The sequence below is a fragment of the Acinetobacter sp. NIPH 298 genome (assembly GCF_000369505.1).
GTDB lineage: Bacteria > Pseudomonadota > Gammaproteobacteria > Pseudomonadales > Moraxellaceae > Acinetobacter.
The window spans coordinates 73,019-74,441 of record NZ_KB850053.1; the positions used below are offsets into that span (position 1 = coordinate 73,019).

Below are 1,423 nucleotides of genomic sequence, written 5' to 3' on the forward strand. Positions count from 1 at the left end.
GGTATTACGGGTGGCGACGGCAGCCCTCTTGATCTAATTACAGGTGTCATCGGTGGTATTGGCGGCGGTGATGGCGGTCCTCTGGGTGCAATAACAGGAATCATCGGTGGTATCACTGGTGGCGACGGCAGCCCTCTTGATCTAATCACAGGCATCATCGGTGGTATTGGCGGCGGTGATGGTGGTCCTCTGGGTGCAATCACAGGCATCATCGGTGGTATTACTGGTGGTGACGGCAGCCCTCTTGATCTAATCACAGGTGTCATCGGTGGCATTGGCGGCGGTGATGGAGGTCCTCTTGGTCCAATCACTGGCATCATCGGCGGTATTACTGGTGGTGACGGTAGCCCTCTTGATCTAATCACAGGCATCATCGGTGGTATTGGCGGCGGTGACGGTGGTCCTCTTGGTGCAATCACAGGCATCATCGGTGGTATTACTGGCGGTGACGGCAGCCCTCTTGATCTGATCACAGGTGTCATCGGTGGTATTGGCGGTGGTGACGGCGGTCCATTAGGTCCAATCACAGGCATTATCGGTGGTATTACGGGTGGCGACGGTGGCAGCCCGCTCGATATCTTAACGGGTATTATTGGTGGCATTGCTGGTGGTGATCTTGGCAATAACCCTGTAACAGGTGTCATCCAAACGGGTATTGATATTCTTCAAGGCGTTGAAAGCCTCAAAACTGAAATCATCAATACAGGCATTAATACTGTCGCTGACACAATCATCGGTGTATTCCCTCAAGCAGAACATCCTGTTGGTGATCTCGCAAATCTTGGCACACTCACTTTTGAAACTTCTCGTGATACCGTCAACGGTACACTTGAAGCAATCTCTGATTTAGCTGGCGCTGATTTTGGTGGCGCGATGGGTAATGCTACTGGCGTAATCGGTACACTCATCAATAATGGTTCAACTGCTGCTGATATTATCCAACATGTTGTCGGTGAAGATCTGCTTGGTGGTGGCATCATCGGTGGTATTGGCGGTGGTGATGGCGGTCCGTTAGGTGCAATCACTGGCATCATAGGCGGTATTGGTGGCGGTGATGGCGGTCCTCTTGGTTCAATTACTGGCATTATTGGTGGTATCGGCGGCGGTATTGACGGCGGTCCATTAACGCCAATAACGAATATCCTCAGTGGCGATATCGTTGGAAACTTAAGTGATTTACTTTCAGTTAGTGTGGGTGACTGTGGTTGTAGCAGTAGTAATGGTGTAGATAGCATCTTGAATTCTGTTCTAGGCGCAACAACGTCTTCTCAAGGCTTCTCTCTTAGCAGTTCAGGTACAAACCTTACTGACCATCTTTCAGTTTCAAACATCAATCTCACTGAACAACTATTTGAAAGTACCAACCTTTTCTAATCCTGTTTAAATACAAAAAACCGCTGATATTTCAGCGGTTTTTTTATAT

Annotated in this window: 1 pseudogene; it reads left to right on the forward strand. The window is 49.1% G+C overall.

Going from position 1 to position 1,423, the window contains the following annotated elements:
- Positions 1-1,374, forward strand: a pseudogene (locus tag F903_RS16760) (hypothetical protein); the annotation flags it as partial.
- Between the last annotated feature and the right edge of the window lie 49 nt (positions 1,375-1,423).